This is a genomic window from Gimesia sp., assembly GCF_040219335.1.
Classification (GTDB): domain Bacteria; phylum Planctomycetota; class Planctomycetia; order Planctomycetales; family Planctomycetaceae; genus Gimesia.
Genome location: NZ_JAVJSQ010000005.1, coordinates 397,462 through 412,005, shown reverse-complemented (window position 1 = coordinate 412,005; position 14,544 = coordinate 397,462). Strand labels below are relative to the sequence as shown.

Annotated in this window: 14 protein-coding genes; 7 read left to right on the top strand and 7 right to left on the bottom strand. The window is 54.5% G+C overall.

The genetic code is table 11. From position 1 onward, the window contains the following. Positions 1-18: 18 nt before the first annotated feature. From RID21_RS05610 to RID21_RS05600, 3 genes are all read left to right on the top strand, one after another. Positions 19-969 (top strand): hydroxyacid dehydrogenase, encoded by a 951-nt coding sequence (locus RID21_RS05610; RefSeq protein ID WP_350187611.1) that lies wholly within the window; start codon positions 19-21, stop codon positions 967-969. An 18-nt stretch (positions 970-987) separates the two neighbouring features. Further along, positions 988-2,439 (top strand): MFS transporter, encoded by a 1,452-nt coding sequence (locus RID21_RS05605; RefSeq protein ID WP_350187609.1) that lies wholly within the window; start codon positions 988-990, stop codon positions 2,437-2,439. Between the two features lie 86 nt (positions 2,440-2,525). Further along, positions 2,526-3,374, top strand: a complete 849-nt coding sequence (locus RID21_RS05600; RefSeq protein ID WP_350187608.1) for a sulfite exporter TauE/SafE family protein — start codon at positions 2,526-2,528, stop codon at positions 3,372-3,374. Here RID21_RS05600 and RID21_RS05595 read toward each other — a convergent pair. Both RID21_RS05595 and RID21_RS05590 read right to left on the bottom strand, forming a co-directional pair. Continuing rightward, positions 3,344-4,042: a TIGR04282 family arsenosugar biosynthesis glycosyltransferase gene (locus tag RID21_RS05595; protein ID WP_350187607.1), complete on the bottom strand. Its 699-nt coding sequence runs from the start codon at positions 4,040-4,042 to the stop codon at positions 3,344-3,346. The two genes, RID21_RS05600 and RID21_RS05595, sit on opposite strands and share 31 nt — an antisense overlap. Then, the gene (locus RID21_RS05590; protein WP_350187605.1) at positions 4,006-4,749 is read right to left on the bottom strand and encodes a TIGR04283 family arsenosugar biosynthesis glycosyltransferase; all 744 of its coding nucleotides are present in this window, start codon (positions 4,747-4,749) and stop codon (positions 4,006-4,008) included. Before RID21_RS05590 ends, RID21_RS05595 begins: the two co-directional genes overlap by 37 nt. Positions 4,750-4,984: 235 nt before the next feature. On the opposite strand from RID21_RS05590, the gene RID21_RS05585 reads away from it, so the two are divergent. From RID21_RS05585 to RID21_RS05570, 4 genes are all read left to right on the top strand, one after another. Beyond that, positions 4,985-6,163: a DUF8838 domain-containing protein gene (locus RID21_RS05585; protein ID WP_350187604.1), complete on the top strand. Its 1,179-nt coding sequence runs from the start codon at positions 4,985-4,987 to the stop codon at positions 6,161-6,163. Between the two features lie 55 nt (positions 6,164-6,218). Further along, positions 6,219-7,265 carry an arsenosugar biosynthesis radical SAM (seleno)protein ArsS gene (gene arsS / locus RID21_RS05580; protein ID WP_350187603.1) on the top strand — a complete coding sequence of 349 codons (1,047 nt, stop codon included), beginning with the start codon at positions 6,219-6,221 and terminating at the stop codon, positions 7,263-7,265. Positions 7,266-7,739: 474 nt separating this feature from the next. Further along, positions 7,740-8,015 carry a hypothetical protein gene (locus RID21_RS05575; protein WP_350187602.1) on the top strand — a complete coding sequence of 92 codons (276 nt, stop codon included), beginning with the start codon at positions 7,740-7,742 and terminating at the stop codon, positions 8,013-8,015. Between the two features lie 152 nt (positions 8,016-8,167). After that, positions 8,168-8,989: a purine-nucleoside phosphorylase gene (locus RID21_RS05570; RefSeq protein ID WP_350187601.1), complete on the top strand. Its 822-nt coding sequence runs from the start codon at positions 8,168-8,170 to the stop codon at positions 8,987-8,989. 42 nt (positions 8,990-9,031) lie between these two features. Here RID21_RS05570 and RID21_RS05565 read toward each other — a convergent pair whose 3' ends face one another. The 5 genes from RID21_RS05565 to RID21_RS05545 all read right to left on the bottom strand — a co-directional run bounded on the left by RID21_RS05565 (position 9,032) and on the right by RID21_RS05545 (position 14,514). Further along, a complete protein-coding gene (locus tag RID21_RS05565) occupies positions 9,032-10,057 on the bottom strand; it encodes an NAD-dependent epimerase/dehydratase family protein (RefSeq protein WP_350187599.1) in 1,026 nt (341 codons plus the stop codon). Continuing rightward, a complete protein-coding gene (locus RID21_RS05560) occupies positions 10,054-10,998 on the bottom strand; it encodes a UDP-glucuronic acid decarboxylase family protein (RefSeq protein WP_350187598.1) in 945 nt (314 codons plus the stop codon). Before RID21_RS05560 ends, RID21_RS05565 begins: the two co-directional genes overlap by 4 nt. 137 nt (positions 10,999-11,135) lie before the next feature. Beyond that, a complete protein-coding gene (locus RID21_RS05555; protein ID WP_350187597.1) occupies positions 11,136-11,969 on the bottom strand; it encodes an aldolase/citrate lyase family protein in 834 nt (277 codons plus the stop codon). Further along, on the bottom strand, positions 11,969-13,483 hold the full coding sequence (gene murJ / locus RID21_RS05550; RefSeq protein WP_350187595.1) for a murein biosynthesis integral membrane protein MurJ: 1,515 nt from the start codon (positions 13,481-13,483) through the stop codon (positions 11,969-11,971). Before murJ ends, RID21_RS05555 begins: the two co-directional genes overlap by 1 nt. Positions 13,484-13,512: 29 nt before the next feature. Beyond that, a complete protein-coding gene (locus tag RID21_RS05545; protein WP_350187594.1) occupies positions 13,513-14,514 on the bottom strand; it encodes an SDR family NAD(P)-dependent oxidoreductase in 1,002 nt (333 codons plus the stop codon). Positions 14,515-14,544 lie beyond the last annotated feature (30 nt).

Below are 14,544 nucleotides of genomic sequence, written 5' to 3'. Positions count from 1 at the left end.
AGCAGCAGGAAGTAAGCCATGAGCAATGTGCTGGTGACCGAAAATATTCAAGGGGCATCCATGAACGATCTGATGAAAGATCTGGATGTCGAATTTGACGCCTACCTCTGGCAGAACGTCAATCTGCTGAAGCAGAAAATTGGAGATGCCCAGGCACTGATTGTCAGGAATCAGACGAAAGTCAACCAGGAGCTGATTGATGCAGCCCCCAACCTGAAAATCATTGCCCGGGCCGGTGCCGGTCTGGATAACGTCGATACCGCCTACGCGAAAGAGAAAGGCATCGTCGTCAGTTACACGCCCGATGCGAACTCACTCTCTGTGGCGGAGCTGACGTTGGGATTGATGCTGGCCCTGCTCCGCAAGATTCCCGAAGCACGACAGGACACACTGACCGGCGGGTGGAACCGGATCAAATTCACCGGCACCGAACTGAACGGCAAAACGCTGGGGCTGATCGGCATGGGGCGGATTGGCACGCTGACTGCGACACGAGCCCGGGCCTTCGGTATGAACATCATCGCCGCCGACCCGTATCTTGCTGCCGACGCACCGCATTTGAAAGAGCTCAACGGCAAACTGGTTTCACTCGATGAGCTGCTGGCACAGGCGGATGTGATTACCTGTCACAGCCCGCTGACACCCGATACGCGCAGAATGCTGACCTATCAGCATTTCAGCAAAATGAAACCGACGGCCTGTTTCATCAATACCTCGCGGGGAGAAGTCGTCGACGAACGGGGACTGACCCAGGCGTTGCTGGAACATAAGCTGGCCGGTGCGGCCCTGGACGTGCGGGAAGTGGAACCTCCCCACCAGAGCGCCCTGAATCAACTGGAGAACGTGATCTTAACACCGCATATCGCCGCCTTCACCCTGGAAGCTCAGGAGCGGGTGGTAGACGCGGTCTGCGAAGACGTCCGACTTGTACTGAGCGGCAAACCGGCCGTCAATGTTTTTCAATCTTAAACTGAGAGTACCAGCCTGATGCAAGACGAACTCAAAGAAGACAAATGGTATCACGGCATTTCCCGTTACCAGTGGCTGGTGTTGATTATTGCCTCGCTGGGCTGGGTCTTCGATGTGTTCGAAGGTCAGATCTTCGTCGCCAGCATGAACGAAGCGATGCCTTCGCTGATCCGGGTTGAGCCGTTAAGTGGGGAGGAACTCCAGAATCCCCAGAAAGTAGAGGCACACGAGAAAGAGATCTCGGGACGCAAGGCACTCTATAACAATATCGCACTCGGCGCCTTCCTGATCGGTGGTGCGCTGGGGGGAATTGCCTTTGGCGCTTTGAGCGACCGCATCGGCCGTAAAAAGACGATGTCGCTGACGATTCTATTCTATTCGTTCTTTACCTGTCTCTCGGCGCTGTCACAGGAATGGTGGCAGTTGGCCGGGTTCCGCTTTCTGGTGGCCCTCGGTGTGGGGGGCGAGTGGGCGGTGGCGAGTACCCTCGTTGCGGAGACCTTTCCCCCGAAAGCACGCGCCCGTGTGGGGAGTATCTTTCACGCCTCCAGTGTGCTGGGAACCTACCTCGCGATTCTGGCGGGGGCCTTTATCATCGGGAATGAAAGTATTCAGGCCTATGCCAAAGAAGCCGGCATGGAAAGCATGCCCTGGCGGATTGGCTTTGCACTCGGGGTCGTGCCTTCATTTCTGATCATCTGGATCCGTCGTTCGATGCACGAGCCGGAATCCTGGCGGCAGGCACAAGAGGCCTCCCGCGAAGGTGGCGGCAAAAAGATGGGTTCCATCGCGGACCTGGTGTTACCCGAGTACGTCAGGGGAACCTGCATCGGCGTGCTGCTGGCTGCGATCGGGCTGGCCACGTTCTGGGGTGTGCACATCTATGGAAAGAATGCGTTTTTGAATGCCGTTCAGGCGGACTACCTGGCCGAACAGTTCCCCGGACAGACTGAAATCTCTCCCGATGAAAGTAAAGCGTACCTGGAAACGATCAAGGCGCCCCTCAAACGCTGGGAGATGCTGGGAATGTTCCTGGCGACAACTGGCGGTGGACTGGGGCTGCTGGCATTCGGACCGATCTGCGAATGGGTCGGACGCCGGGGGGCATTTTTCCTGTTTCATGTGGGCGGGCTGATCAGTTCCTTACTGCTGTTCCAGGTATTTCATAATGCAACCGTGATTGGCTGCTTCCTGCCCGTGTTTGGTTTTCTGACACTCGGCATGCACGCCGGTTATGCGATTTACTTCCCCGAACTTTATCCCACCCGTATGCGGGGCACCGGCACCGGCTTCTGCTTTAATGCCGGTCGTATCCTGGCCGCACCGATCCTGTTCATCGGGGGCTGGATGCAAAAGGACTGGGGCTATTCACTGGCACAGACAGCAACAATTCTGAGCATGCTGTATATCGTCGGTGCGATTCTGCCCTACTTTGCCCGTGAAACCAAAGGCAGCGAGTTGCTGGAATAGTTCTGTCTGCTCCCTGCCTGCGCTCACTCTTGCCTGACAGAGACATGCTGGCGGCATGGCTCATTATTACGTAGCTAAATCTAATGATGTTTTCTGATCCACAGTTGTGGTTATTCGTCCTCGTTGCTGTTTTCTGTTCTGCATTGATCCAGGGAATTATTGGCTTCGGTTATGCCATCGTAGCGATGGCGGTGCTGCCTCTGTTACTCAATTTTCGCGAAGCCAATCTGCTCGTGGCTTACAGTATTGTGCTGCCGGTAATTTGGACGTTCTGGGCTTACCGCAGGCATTCGAACCTGAAACTGCTGGCGGGAGCCATCATCGGTTCGCTGGTGGGACTCCCCCTGGGTCTGCTGACGTTCACCCTGATCGATCTGGATTACCTGGTGCGGGGCACCGGGCTGGTGATCCTGCTGATTGTGGTTGACGGTTTCTTTCAAAAGCCGGTGCATGTTGAAGGAGGGCCGCAGAAAGCCTCTTCGGTCTGGAGCACATTCGCCGGGTTCTGCAGCGGTTTCCTGGCGGGATCGACGAGTATCGCGGGGCCGCCGATCGTGATCTATGCGATTCGTCAGCCGTGGACGCAGGAACAATACAAGGGATTCATCTTCGGCTTCTTCATCATGATTTCCATTTCGCGGGCCATCGGTCTGGCTCTGATGGGCTTCGCCACACTGCCCGTGCTGGTGACGACCGCGGTGATTGTGCCCTTTGTTTTTCTGGGAACCAAACTGGGCCTGATGCTGGGGCCTAAAATCAACCCGGTATTGTTTAAGCGGTGCCTGCTCTTACTGCTGGCGGTCAGTTCGCTGTATATGCTTATCCAGGGCAAGCCGGCGGTTCCTACGGAAGATGAACCTCCGATGGTGGAAATCATCGAACCGGGCGATGGACAACCGAAAATTCAGACCTTCCCGGAAAAATCGTCTCCCTGAAGCCACTCCAGCAGCTGCTGCTGGGCAGGCAACCGTGTTTCCAGCTGCAGTAGTTCCTGAATGAGCGCAGGCAGGTCTGTAACCGTATCCACATCGGTCAACCGGGGCAGTTGATGCACGGCCCCCAAAAGTTGCAGCCGCTCACAAAGCGCTGACGAGGTCTCGTTAACGCTGTAAGGCACACTGTTCCAGAGTTGTTTGTCCAGGCAGACACGCGTCCCAAACAGATAGAAGCCCCCATCTGCGGCAGGTCCCAGGACGAACCGGGGCGGTGCTACAGACTGGTCGAGAATCTCAATTGCCTCCAGCATGATCTCGCGCGACAACTGCGGCGCATCTGCACCGAGAAAAATCACGAACGCGTGCTGCTCCAGCAAGCGCTGATTGATGTGGGCCAGTCTGTCTCCCAGCCCCCCTGCCCCCTGAGGGATGGTTGTGAAATCGTTCCAGAGGGGCGCGTCGCAAGCCGTCGGTTCCGCGACCGCCCAGTAAGGAACAACCTGCCTCTCCTTTGAGACGGCAGCTACCACTGCCTGCACCGCCCGGGCAGAACTTGTATGAAACTGCTCGGCTGACTGCTGCCCGATGTCGGCTGCCAACCTCGTTTTTAACGGGGAATAACCCGGGGTCTTTACAAAGACGGCGATTGCGCCTTGCCGTGAAACCATGCTCGAATCCGTGCTTTCATCAGTAAATAGAATTGGGGTGTCGCCTGGCAGGCCGTGAGCCAGAGGTGCTGGAGTGTGACCTTGAGCCAGCCCCGCTCCCGATATTTACGGGCGCTCGTGGCAATGTCTGCCCCCGTGCATTTCAGTTGCAGTCCCGCCTGACGGGCTTTCCAGACCAGCAGATGATCTTCACCATAGGCCGCTGTTTCGTCAAATCCGCACAGCGAATGAAAGGCTTCCTTCTCCAGGCAAAGCCCCTGATCTCCAAAGGGCATCCCCAGAAGATGCGAGCGAAGCCAGACACCCCAGCGATTGGCGTGCATCAGAAAAAAACTCTGATCCTCAAACCGCAGATTAAAATAATACACCGCCTGAGGGGCCTTTTGCAGGGACTCGAACAGTTTCTCAACGCTACGAGCAGAGAGACGTGAATCGGCGTGCAGGAACAGCAGAATGGGCTTTTGAGCCAGCGCGGCTCCCTGGTTCATCTGCACCGCTCGGCCGATTGCTGTCTGCTGCCAGCGACATTGCTGCCGGAGTGGGAATGCCTGCAGTAGTGCCTCCCAGTCAGCAGGCGGAGGTCCATTCGAGACGAACAGAAACTCGGTCGATTCCGGAAACGCACTCAAATCGGGCAGCAGTTCACGCCAGGATGTATCCCCCTGGAGGATCGGGATCACGACGGAGAGCGCTGCTGCAGAATCCATGGTGTAGAGGGAACTCTTTTTTGAAGAGGGAATCGGAAAATGTGAGGTGCTTCACAGCCCGGAACGTCATCATAGTCCATGCTGGAAAGATCCAGAAGTCGCCTGTTGAGGGGAAAGGGAATGTTTATCGATTTCCCGCCGTCGATTATACTGTAGGAGCCTGAGAAACAGGTACACCCCCTGATTGGAACTTCCTCTCGCTGTTTCGGCGAACCGGAAAGGAAAACGCAACGCTATGAACTCAGTTAACACGCGACAGCAGTCAACCGAAGAGGCCTCGGTTTACAATCGCTATGCCAGTGCCGCCCAGGAACGCGAGCAATCACTCTGCTGTCCGGTACAATACAACCCCGCCTACCTGTCGATCATCCCGGAAGAAATTCTCGAAAAAGATTACGGCTGCGGAGATCCGTCACCCTACATTTCTCCGGGTGACACGGTCCTCGACCTGGGATCGGGGGGCGGTAAGATCTGTTATATCGCTTCCCAGATTGTCGGCCCGGAGGGACGGGTAATCGGCGTGGACTGTAATGCAGAAATGCTGGCGCTGGCGCGAAAGTATCAGCAGCCGGTCGCTGAAGAACTGGGATATGCAAACGTGGAATTTCGCTGCGGCCTGATTCAGGATCTGCAGCTGGACCTCGACCTGCTTAACCAGGAACTGGCCCACAGCCCCATCGACAGTCAGGCACGCTGGCTGGAACTGCGTGACCTGGAACAGCGACTGCGCAGTGAATCGCCCCTGATCGCGGACGAGAGCGTCGACTGTGTCGTCTCCAACTGCGTGTTGAACCTGGTGCGGGAAGCGGACCGGGCTCAGTTGCTGCAGGAAGTCTTTCGGGTATTGAAGCGGGGCGGGAAAGCGGTCATCAGCGATATCGTCTGCGATGAAGATGTGCCCCAGGAGATGCGGGATGATCCGACGCTCTGGTCGGGTTGCATCTCGGGCGCGTTTCGGGAAGATGCATTTCTGGCGGCCTTCGAAGCAGCCGGCTTCCACGGGATGGAAATTCTCAAACGCGAAGAGCAGCCCTGGCAGACCGTCAACGGAATTGAGTTCCGTTCGGTCACCGTCTCTGCTTATAAAGGCAAACAGGGGCCCTGCCTCGAGCGTAATCAGGCTTTGATTTATCGCGGGCCGTTCAAAAAAGTGGAAGACGACGACGGGCACCTCTACTTCCGCGGACAGCGGATCGCGGTCTGCGACAAAACATTCAACCTGTTGCAGCAGGCCCCTTATACGGGACAGTTCCTGCCGGTGGAACCGTACCAGGCTATTCCACTGGAACAGGCGACCGAGATGGATTGCCGACGGAATGCCATCCGGGATCCACAGGAAACCAAGGGTAAGAATTATAATCTGACCAGCCAGATTCTGGACTCCTGCTGCACTCCGGACAGTGGCTGCTGCTGACTTGCTCCACAGTCGATTTTAACCCAGAGACGAAAACGGAAGATCGGGAACGTTTATGCCTTCACTCACCCTGTTGCGACAACAGAGCAAACTGGCTGATCCCCGTGAGCAGTTAAAGATTCTCGCTGCTCAGGACCAGGTGCCCACGTTTGATGCGCAGCTTGAAACGCATCAACTTCCTCTGTTACAGGCCCAGACTCTTGAAACGCTGCAGGTCAACCTCGGGCGATTGTGCAATATGACGTGCGAGCACTGTCATGTGGACGCAGGTCCAGATCGCAGGGAGATTATGCAGATTGAGAATGTCGAGCACTGTCTGCGCGCCCTGGCACATCCCGGCTTTCAGACCCTGGATCTGACGGGGGGCGCCCCGGAGATGAATCCCCATTTTCGGCTGATGGTCAGACGGGGACGCGAGATGGGCAAGCGGATCATTGATCGCTGCAATCTGACCATTCTGCTCGCTCCGGGCTATCGGGATCTGCCGGAATTCCTGGCGGAGCACGAAGTCGAGATTGTTGCTTCCCTGCCCTGCTACCTGGAAGAGAATACCGATGCCCAGCGGGGCGATGGTGCGTTTCAGAAATCGATCCAGGCCCTGAAACGCCTCAATGAAGTGGGTTATGGGGCTCCCGAATCCCCCCTGAAACTCACACTGGTCTTTAACCCGGTGGGTCACTCCCTGCCCCCCGATCAGGGACAGCTCGAATCTGCCTATCGAGAGCAACTGCGATCGCGGTTTGGCATCGAGTTTACGAACCTGATTACAATCACCAACATGCCCATCAGCCGTTATTTAAGTGAGTTGGTTGCACAGGAGCGACTGGAAGAGTATATGTCGCGGCTCATCCAGGCATTTAACCCGGAGACCGTCCCGGGGGTCATGTGTCGCTCGCTGATCTCGGTCGACTGGGAGGGTTATCTCTACGACTGTGATTTCAACCAGATGCTTGCGCTTCCCGTCTCACCGCCCCGACAGAGACATATCCGAGATTTTGATTATGGATCTCTGGAGAAACGCCCCATCGTGACTCAGCGGCACTGTTTTGGCTGTACGGCCGGGGCGGGATCGAGCTGTGGCGGGGCTCTGAATCCGGGCTGAAACGGGATTCCTCGAGACCTCCCCCGGCCGGATTTGCCTGGCGAAAGCATGCCTGGAGACGGGTATGAAATTCATTTGAAGATTCGATGAATCCAGGCCCCGCTGAGGGAGGGTCTGCTTCGCCCGCTATTCATGTTATCACTACAGATTCCCCGCCCGGAAACTGGCAGTATCCGGGCCATATTTTTTGGTCTGAAGGCGCAAATCGACGATTTTTTCCTCATGTGATTCCACCGCCCTGACGGAAATAATTCTATATATTTTCAGTTCATTTTTTTCGCACTTGACAAAGCAAAATAAATAAAATAAAGGGAATATTTGCGGCCGGCTGATTTCGTAGAATCCCTGCCAGTTCAGCACTTCCGTGTGCTGACTTGCTCCCTGCGGGGGTAATTCACAACGGACACCCCGAACCGTTAAATAATCGTTTAGAGACCCGGAAAGCACATACAATGAAATCACGAGGATGTAACAGTGTTATTAGCTGATTCCCTTCATACCGAATCCCCTGAAGAGCTTGAAACGTTCTCGGATAAGCTCCCCGCCGTTTTCTTTTCGCTAGACGATGATGAGGAAAACATTGGCTTTGATGACCTCGAAGATATCGACGACGATGAATTCGATGACGATGATGAATTCGACGACGACGAAGAAGAGGATGACGAAGACTTCGATGATGAAGAAGACGATGATTTCGAAGACGACGACTTCGAAGACGATGATTTCGATGATGACGACGATATGTTCTGAGTCGTTTCTGAATCAGCTGGGAGGCTCGTGGTTGATCCGCGAGCCTGGCTCTGCTACCTTCCAGAGAGCGGCACGCATTTGACTCTTCCATCAGCCTGCGAGTTTCGTCGCTTCAATCGGCCTCCTCAAGACCTTCACCGAAAGAACATGACATGCAGGGATTGGTTGAACAAGTCAACGATGCCATCGAATTTCTCAATACCCGGATCAGTCAAAAACCTCGCATCGGTCTGATTCTGGGTACCGGCCTGGGCGACTTCACCAAACAGATCGAACAGGACGTCACCATTCCTTACCAGGAAATCCCACACTTCCCACGTTCGACAGTTGAATCGCATGCCGGGCAACTGGTGTTCGGGAGTCTGGATGGAAAGCCGCTGGTGGCGATGGAAGGCCGCTTTCATTTCTATGAAGGCTACTCGATGAAGGAAGTCACCTTCCCGGTCCGCGTGATGCAGGCTCTGGGAGTGGACACACTGATCGTGACCAACGCATCCGGCGGAATGAATCCTCAGTACCGGCTGGCTGACATCATGATCATCGAAGATCAGATCAACCTGATGGGTGACAATCCTCTGCGGGGTGTGAACGATGACCGGCTGGGCATTCGCTTTCCGGACATGTCTGCTCCCTACGATCAGGAATTGATCAAGGTCGCCGAGCAGACGGCACTGGAACTGCAGATCCGTACGCAGACCGGTGTCTTTGTGGCTGTCGCGGGTCCGAACCTGGAAACGCGGGCTGAATACCGGATGCTGCGGTTGATGGGAGCGGACTGTGTCGGTATGTCAACTGTGCCGGAATGCATCGTGGCTAATCATGCATCGATACGGGTGCTGGGATTGTCCGTTGTGACAGACCTGTGTCTGCCCGATGCCCTGGAGCCGGTCGACATCAGCAAGATTCTGGCTGTGGCTGCAGAGGGTGGCGCAAAACTCGCCCGATTGGTTCCACGGATTATTGAACAGATCTAGAATGACGCGAAGCGTCTATCTGTCTCTGATCGCCCGATAGCGCTATCCCTGTGGAGTGCCATAATAGGACAGGTACCATTCCACGAAGCGATCGATGCCTGCTTCAATGGGAGTCGCAGGGGCGAAACCGGTTGCCTGCTGCAGCTCAGAAATATCAGCGTAGGTCTCCAGAACATCGCCGGGCTGCATCGGGTAATTTTCACGAATCGCCGGTTTCCCTACACGCTGCTCAATTACTTCGATGAGACGCGACAGGTCGACCGGCTGGTGATTACCAATGTTATACAGTCGGTAAGGGGCTTCGGTCTGCCGGTCCTGTTCCTGGGGAGTGAACTCGGCTGCAAATGTGCTGTGTTCCGGAATCTGTTCGAGTACGCCCAGGACACCGGTCACGATATCATCAACATAGGTGAAATCGCGTTTCAGGTTCCCGTGATTGAAAACCCTGATCGGTGTGCCTTCCAGAATGGCCTTCGTGAAAATGTGCACCGCCATGTCGGGACGGCCCCAGGGTCCGTAAACAGTGAAGAACCGCAGGCCGGTTGTGGGCAGATCATACAGATGACTGTAACTGTGAGCGATGAGTTCATCAGCCCGCTTGGTAGCGGCATACAGACTTACCGGATGGTCAACCGGGTCGTGCGTGGCATACGGCGTCTTTTTATTCGCACCATAGACCGAGCTGGACGAGGCATAGACCAGGTGCTGCACCTGACCTTTACGACAATGCTCGAGCAGATTCACAAACCCGACTACATTACTCTGAACATACTCCAGCGGTTTGAGCAGGGAATTACGGACCCCTACTTCTGCCGCCAGATGAATCACCTTATCAAACTGCTGCTGCTCAAACAGTTGATCAAAGGCGGCAACGTCGACCAGGTCAATTTCAGCGAACTCGAACTGATCGGACTTCTGTAAGACCTGGAGACGGTCCTGCTTCAACTGCACTGAATAGTGACTGTTGAGGTTATCGATGCCCGTAACCTGATGGCCCTGCGCGAGCAGTTGAGAAGTGACGTGGAATCCGATGAATCCAGCCGCACCTGTCACCAGAATCTGACTCATGCTGATTCCTGATCCATCAGTTGCCGATAGTACTCGATGGTTTTACCCAGGCCTTCTTTCAGTGAAACCTGAGGTTCCCATTTCAGAAACGACTTGGCTTTGGTGATATCAGGACAACGCTGCTTGGGATCATCCTGAGGCAGTGGTTCATGGATCAGTTTGGAAGAAGAATCCACATGCTCCAGGACCGCTTCGGCCAGTTCGAGCATCGTGTTCTCTACCGGATTACCGAGGTTCACCGGGCCGGTGGTTTCTTCCTGCTCCATCATCTTCAGAAAACCACTGATCAGGTCATCGACGTAACAGAAGGAACGGGTCTGCTGACCGTCACCATAGATTGTGATCGGTTCGCCCCGTAAAGCCTGGTTGATGAAGTTAGAGATCACGCGACCGTCATTGGGATCCATCCGCGGTCCATACGTGTTGAAAATTCGAACGAGGCGAATCGGAACCTTGTGGGCGTGATGGTAATTGACACACAGGGATTCCGCGATGCGTTTCCCTTCGTCATAACAGCTCCGCGGCCCGAGCGGATTCACATTGCCCCAGTACTCTTCCACCTGGGGGTGGACTGTTGGATCACCGTAGACTTCAGATGTGGAAGCGTGCAGGACTTTGGCCCGGCAGCGTTTCGCCAGACCGAGTACGTTCACCATACCCACGGTTGAGGTCTTGATCGTTTTGATGGGGTTATACTGATAGGCAACCGGAGAAGCGGGACAGGCGAGGTTGTAAATCTCATTCACTTCGAGGTAGATCGGATGCACGATATCGTGGCGAATCACTTCAAACCGGGGATGGCCGATCAGATGAGCAATGTTCCGTTTATTTCCCGTGAAGAAATTATCTACACAAATAACATTCTTCCCCAGCTCGATTAGCCGGTCACACAAGTGGCTTCCCAGAAAGCCGGCACCGCCGGTTACTAATACGGAATTCATCAGTCGCTATCATCCTTCAGCTTGAATGGGAATTGCTTAGAAAACCTGGAGGTTCACAGATTTTTGAAACCCCGGCTGGGGCGACATTTTGCTGCATGTGACATTTTCAACTCGCGGAGCATGCGAGTGAGTCTCTCTCAGGAGGCGTTTCGCTCGGACAGTTCATCGCGTGCCACCTGATTGATCGCATGGTAAAGTGTCTGTTTATCCTGTTCAATTTCAAAATCAGACCGCTTGAGCAGCTCTGCAAAATGCTGATCAACCTTCTCCAGTTCCAGAGGCAGGTCAATCTTTTCCTGAAGTTCCTGCAGGCTGTGAGCCAGTTGATGAAACGACCGAGACAGAATCACCCACTCTGAACCCAGGCGGGCATGTTCGGATAATACCAGGCGGCCGGAAACCAGGCCGGTGTCCATGGTCGAAATACCACCAACTCCGAAGGGGACATTCGCCTCGCGACAAATGGATGCTATTTCCTCCACCATGCCGTTGGACATCAGCTCAAACATGAAGTTGAGCTCCAGGTCGAGGTGCAGATCGTTCAGACCGATGTGTACCTGGGAGACCCCCGGCAATTGTACAATCTGATCGAGCTGGTCCATCGCACCAACGGTCTCCACAAGCGGTACAACCTGAGCCCGTGAATTGACGCGATCGCAGAACCACTCGATTTCTTCTACCGAGCGGAACATGGGCAGCATCAGGGCATCGGCGCCCTGGTCAATGACCTGCTCAATTTCTTCAGCAGAATTGGGATTCAGCGGATTGACCCGGACCAGGACTTCTGCCTGACTTACGACCTGTTTTACGCGAGAGATATTTTCCGCGCGATGATGTGAAATGACAGTATCTCTGTCTCCCTGTCGATCGACCTTGCCGAGCAGTTCCAGGTCAATGAATATACGATCCACCCCGCACTGATCTACGTACTTTGCGATCTCAGGGCAATCGGTGATATATAGATACTTCATTATAAAGACAGCTTCCTGTGGAAACGCGGGAGGTGATTCTTCAGGATCACCAACACGGCCCCAAAGCAGAATAATCCCACGAATCCCGAATAGATAACCAGCATTACCGGTTCCGTAATCACTCTTAACATCATAGCGGAAAAGGTGATTCCTGAGAATGTCAGCAGAACCAATGCGGCACAATGTTTTAAATTGACTCCTTCAATGACAGAAACCCGCATTTTCAGATACAGCCCGACGGTCAGCATCAGAAAATGAAACCAGCTGGTCAGCACGAACGCGAGCATGACGCCGGAAATCCCCATAAAAGTACGTAAAATCAGCGAAAATACCACCAGACATACCAGAGAAATCAAACTGAACCGAAAAGGCATCATGGTTTCGTGACGGGCATAGAAGACATCCATCGTCAAAATGGACATGATCAGGGCCGGCATCGCTAAAATTGCGATCTGCAATAATTCTGCTGTCCGTGCGACATCATATGCGGAGAACTGACCACGCTGAAACAGAAAAGAGATCATCGGTTCAGCGCAGCCGTAAATTACTACTGTCACTGGAATTGAGATCAGCAGGATCAGCCCCGAGGCCTGGCTGATCATGCGGGAACCGTCGTCTGACTTCCCTTCAGCAAAAGCATGGCTTAATCGTGGGAAAATGACCATTGTCAGAATCGCCCCCAGCAGTCCCCGCGGTAATTCCACCAGTTTCTGGGCATATTCGAACAGGCTGATCCCCCCCGTGTAGGCAGAAGCGAAGGAACGCGAAACGACGGGGAACGCGATCACCAGACCAATGGCGGTCAGCGCCTGAAAATATTTGACCAGCAGTCGCCGATCGAGCGTTTCGAATTTCATTAAATTCTGTAACCCGCCCCGCAGAGTGCCCTGAAACAGACAGGGGACCATTTGCGTCACCAGACGGAACACGGCCGCGGCCACCACCGCCCAGGCCAGGATCTGAAGCTGATCCGCGTTGACCCAGAACAGAATCGCCAGAATGACGATCAGGTTAAAAAACAGATTGCCATACGCAGGGACCAGTGGTTTATGTTGAGACTGCAAAACTGCGCCGGTAACCGCCGTCACCGCCGAGATCGGGAAGGCCCACAAGACGACCACAATCAGTGGGCTGGCCTGACTGATCTGCGCCACCGAAAACCCGGATGCGAGCCCCTGGGTAAACCAGGGAGCCAGAGCTGCCAGAATCAGTGCCAGAATTCCGGAGATGGCAGCGACAACGACCATCGTCTGTACAATCAACTGGCTGGCCGTCTGACCAGAGTCCGCCTGATTTCGCCGATGGATTTCAGGCACGAGGACCGCAGCCATCGCCCCGCCAATCAGCATGGAATTCAAAAAGTCTGGTACGGAAATAATTAACACGGCCAGGTCGTTGGCATAGGAAACCCCCAGAACCGTGGCCAGTCCCAGCACGCGCAGCAGGCCGGTCAACCGCCCGAGAATCATGGCGATCGCGACAAACAGTGCTGAGATGGAAACAGAACGTGACATAGTCTTCTTATCTGAAAGAGGTGAATTACTTAAATGGAATAACGTTCCGCATTGAAATATTGCAAGTTGCGTCCGATCCATTCTGCGGTCGCGGCCAGACCGTCTTTAAATGAGACCTGCGATTGCCAGCCGGTCAGTTTTTGAATTTTGGAATTGTCCGCCAGCAGGCGATTGACTTCACTTTTTTCGGGGCGAATCCGATCTTCGTCACAGATGATGGGGACTTCTTTCCCCGTGACTTCCATCAGCATCTGCGCGGTCTCTTCAATCGACCACTCTTCGCCACTGCCGATATTCACAACCTCACCTTCCGCCTGCGGACAGAGGGCCAGCGAGATCATGCCGGCCGCAGTATCAGTCGCAAAGTTGAAATCACGGGTGGGTGTCAGGGCTCCCAGTTTTAATTCGCTGCAGCCGGCCTGCAACTGGCTGGCGATCGTCGGAATCACAGCGCGGGCGGTCTGCCGGGGACCAAAGGTATTAAAAGGTCGTGCGGTCACCACGGGCAGTTCGAAGGAGAGATAAAAACTCTCGGCCATTTTGTCCGCACCAATTTTACTGGCGGAATAAGGAGACTGTCCCACCAGGGGATGCTGTTCATCAATGGGTACGGTCTGAGCGGTCCCGTAGACCTCGGAAGTCGAGACGTGCACGAGTCGCGTGAGCCTGTCTGAACTACGACAGGCCTGCAGCACATTCAAGGCACCGGTGATATTGGTATCCACATACGACCGCGCGGCGACATAGCTGTAAGGAATCGCAATCAGGCTCGAAAGGTGAAACACATATTCACAGTCTGCGACTGCCAGTTGAATTCGCTCGGCATCGCGAATATCGCCCTGAATGATTTCCACATTTTTCAGGACCTCGGGAGCGACATCGTTCAACCAGCCGATCTGATTCCAGGAATTGTAATACACGAGCGCACGCACACGGGCTCCCGCCTGGACGAGCTGCTCAACCAGATGGCTTCCAATAAAGCCATCAGCGCCGGTGACCAGCGTTTGTTTTCCTGATAACGACTCTGACATTGATTTGTTTCTTTTGAGGTTTAATGACGT

Excerpts from the sequence above, each read along its gene's own strand:
- RID21_RS05560 (WP_350187598.1), bottom strand. The coding sequence starts at position 10,998 with ATGAATTCCGTATTAGTAACCGGCGGTGCCGGCTTTCTGGGAAGCCAC.
- RID21_RS05595 (WP_350187607.1), bottom strand. The coding sequence starts at position 4,042 with ATGGTTTCACGGCAAGGCGCAATCGCCGTCTTTGTAAAGACCCCGGGT.
- RID21_RS05600 (WP_350187608.1), top strand. The coding sequence starts at position 2,526 with ATGTTTTCTGATCCACAGTTGTGGTTATTCGTCCTCGTTGCTGTTTTC.
- RID21_RS05610 (WP_350187611.1), top strand. The coding sequence starts at position 19 with ATGAGCAATGTGCTGGTGACCGAAAATATTCAAGGGGCATCCATGAAC.
- arsS (WP_350187603.1), top strand. The coding sequence starts at position 6,219 with ATGCCTTCACTCACCCTGTTGCGACAACAGAGCAAACTGGCTGATCCC.
- RID21_RS05585 (WP_350187604.1), top strand. The coding sequence starts at position 4,985 with ATGAACTCAGTTAACACGCGACAGCAGTCAACCGAAGAGGCCTCGGTT.
- RID21_RS05545 (WP_350187594.1), bottom strand. The coding sequence starts at position 14,514 with ATGTCAGAGTCGTTATCAGGAAAACAAACGCTGGTCACCGGCGCTGAT.
- RID21_RS05570 (WP_350187601.1), top strand. The coding sequence starts at position 8,168 with ATGCAGGGATTGGTTGAACAAGTCAACGATGCCATCGAATTTCTCAAT.
- murJ (WP_350187595.1), bottom strand. The coding sequence starts at position 13,483 with ATGTCACGTTCTGTTTCCATCTCAGCACTGTTTGTCGCGATCGCCATG.
- RID21_RS05605 (WP_350187609.1), top strand. The coding sequence starts at position 988 with ATGCAAGACGAACTCAAAGAAGACAAATGGTATCACGGCATTTCCCGT.
- RID21_RS05565 (WP_350187599.1), bottom strand. The coding sequence starts at position 10,057 with ATGAGTCAGATTCTGGTGACAGGTGCGGCTGGATTCATCGGATTCCAC.
- RID21_RS05590 (WP_350187605.1), bottom strand. The coding sequence starts at position 4,749 with ATGGATTCTGCAGCAGCGCTCTCCGTCGTGATCCCGATCCTCCAGGGG.
- RID21_RS05555 (WP_350187597.1), bottom strand. The coding sequence starts at position 11,969 with ATGAAGTATCTATATATCACCGATTGCCCTGAGATCGCAAAGTACGTA.